2 protein-coding genes and 1 pseudogene are annotated in these 2,407 nt (G+C 73.2%); all 3 read left to right on the top strand.

The window, feature by feature from the left end:
* The first annotated feature begins 380 nt into the window (after nucleotides 1-380).
* Nucleotides 381-872, top strand: coding sequence for a hypothetical protein (locus tag CM1CMNOD_RS05905; RefSeq protein WP_131773879.1), 492 nt, complete (start codon nucleotides 381-383; stop codon nucleotides 870-872).
* Nucleotides 873-1,120: 248 nt separating this feature from the next.
* Nucleotides 1,121-1,573, top strand: coding sequence for an ATP-binding protein (locus tag CM1CMNOD_RS05900; RefSeq protein ID WP_013872764.1), 453 nt, complete (start codon nucleotides 1,121-1,123; stop codon nucleotides 1,571-1,573).
* Between the two features lie 271 nt (nucleotides 1,574-1,844).
* Nucleotides 1,845-2,407: pseudogene (locus CM1CMNOD_RS05895) on the top strand (hypothetical protein); the annotation flags it as partial.

The raw sequence follows: 2,407 nt of genomic DNA, 5'->3' as shown, positions 1-2,407 counted from the left end.
CGCCCGCACCGCTTCCACCCGCACCCCCCGGATCCCTCCCGCCGTTCTCCGGCATGCCGCGGGTCAGCGGGCCGATTCCCCCGCTGCCGGCGGCTCCGACGTCCGCCACGGGCCCGAGCGGCCCGGGCACGGGGCCGCTCGGAACAGGCCCAGGTGGGCCGGGCACAGGCGCCTACCCGGTCTCGGCGACCCCCGGCAACCCCACCGGATGGATCCCGTCCTCCACCGCCTCGCTGTCAACCGGCGCGCACCGCATACCGCAACCGCCCCAGGCACCCCAGACGGCGCAGAGAGCACAGCCGCCGCAGCCGCCACAGCCGCCGCGAAGGCCACAGCCGCCGCGCCCGACCGACGTCACGCCCACACCGGACGGGCGGCAGATGCCGTCAGGCACCCCGCCCGCCCCGCCTTCCGCACCGCGGCCGGATGGTCAGCAGCCGGCGACGGGCCCGCTGCCGGCACGGCAGCGGCCCGCCGAGCCGTTCCGGCAGCCGCCGGTGCGCGACCCGCAGCCCTGGCCGCTCGTGCCGGGGCCGGGGCCGGGAGCCGGTGACCAGCCGTCGGCGTACCCGCCCAGGGAAGCGGCCATCCCCACGGCCCGTCCCGCGCCGTTGATCTCCGGGCCGATGGGTATTCCGCCCACCCGCTCGGCAGGCCGGCCGCATCCGGGGCCGGACCCGGCACGCCAGCCGTACGCCACCGCGTCACATCCCGGCGGCGATCCGGGCGCCCCGCCGAACGCCCGGGGGCCGCAGGCCGAACGCCCGGGGAGACCGCCTCGCGCCTCAGCCCAGGACGACACGATCAGTGACGGCAGCGGCGCCCGCTGGCCCGGCTACGGCAACATCCTCGACGGCATCGACGTGATCTGATCTCGCCGAAACCCCCCGGCAGCACAGGAAAAGCATGATCGTACTGTCGGTGTCTCGCCGGACGCGGGCCAACCGGTCGTGCGTACGGGGCGGTTCGGGGCCCGCCGAGTAGCCCGACAGTCCGTGACAGGTCGGTGTCTGCAAGGTTTGAATGCAGACGGCATGTGGCATGAACGCGACGACGGCGACGGGCCCAAGGCGATGTTCGACGGTACGGCCGTCGGCGGTTACCCGTGGAGGGTTGAGGCGTGGCCGAAGCTCTTACCGCACGCTTCGATCTTCCCGCCAACGCCCGCGCCGCCGGGCGTGCCAGACGCCTGGTCAACGAACTGCTGTCGACCTGGGGCCGCGAGGAGGACGCCGAGGTCGCCCGCCTGCTGGTCAGCGAGGTCGTCACCAACGCCGTCCGTTATACAAGGTCGGACGATCCGCTGCACGTCCAGGTCGTCGCGCAGAAGGACCGGGTGCGGATAGCGGTCGGCGACGGCAGCAGCACCCACCCGGTGCTACGGACCGTATGTGACGACGACGAGTCCGGCCGCGGCATGCATCTGGTGGCGGCGCTCGCCAGCGAGTGGGGTGTGGACAGATCCGCCAACGACAGCCCCGGCAAACACGTGTGGTTCGAACTCGCCGCCCCCGTCCACCCCCGCGTCCCCGCAGACGCCGTCCGCTCCCCGGCATTCCGTATCTTCCGCTGAGCGGTGCCTCCCCCGACTCCCGGAAATCCCCCGATTCCGGAAGCGAGGACCGCCCCGGGCATATGCCGCGACAGCGGTGTTCATATCCTCTGCGTGAGAGGACCGCCGCCATCGTCAGATGGCACGGAAACCACGGGGGCGCGGGATCGTGCGGAAACGTCTGCTGGCGCGGCTACGAGCACGTCCTGAACAGCCCCCCACCCAGCCCCAGACCTCCTCCAGCCGAAATGCCACTGATGATCCGCAGGCATGGGCGGCTCGAGCAGCCGCTTTGTTACAAGCCACCTGGCAGAACGGTGATCCAGGTCAGCTGAACGAGGCAATAGATCTGCTCACCCAGACACTGGCGGCCACCCCCACCAACCACCCCAACCGCGCCGGGCGGCTGTCCAACCTCGGCGCCGCCCTGCGGGCCCGGTTTGGGCGGGTCGGGGAGATGGCGGACCTGGACGCCGCGATCGTCGCCGGCCGGGACGCGATCACCGCCACCCCCACCGGCCACCCCAACCGCGCCGGCTACCTGTCCAACCTCGGCCTTGCCCTGCAGGCCCGGTTTGAGCGGGTCGGGGAGATAGCGGACCTCGACGCCGCGATCATCGCCGGCCGGGACGCGATCACCGCCACCCCCACCGGCCACCCCAACCGCGCCCGGCGGCCGCGCGGCGGCAGGAGGGCGCGGGCCGGCCGCGGTTGTGGTGGTGTGTCTCCGGGCTGCTGGCGTTCCTGCCAGTCCACGCCGCCGGCCACCATCACACCCGGCACGACCCGGCCCCGGCGACCGTGCTGGACCGGGCGATCAGCTCGACCACCCCCACGATCCGCGCCCTCCTCCAC

This window comes from Protofrankia symbiont of Coriaria myrtifolia (genome assembly GCF_900634755.1).
GTDB classification, from domain to species: Bacteria; Actinomycetota; Actinomycetes; order Frankiales; family Frankiaceae; genus Protofrankia; species Protofrankia coriariae.
Note: the sequence above shows the minus strand (reverse complement) of the source record. Positions and strands in the feature narration are given on the sequence as shown.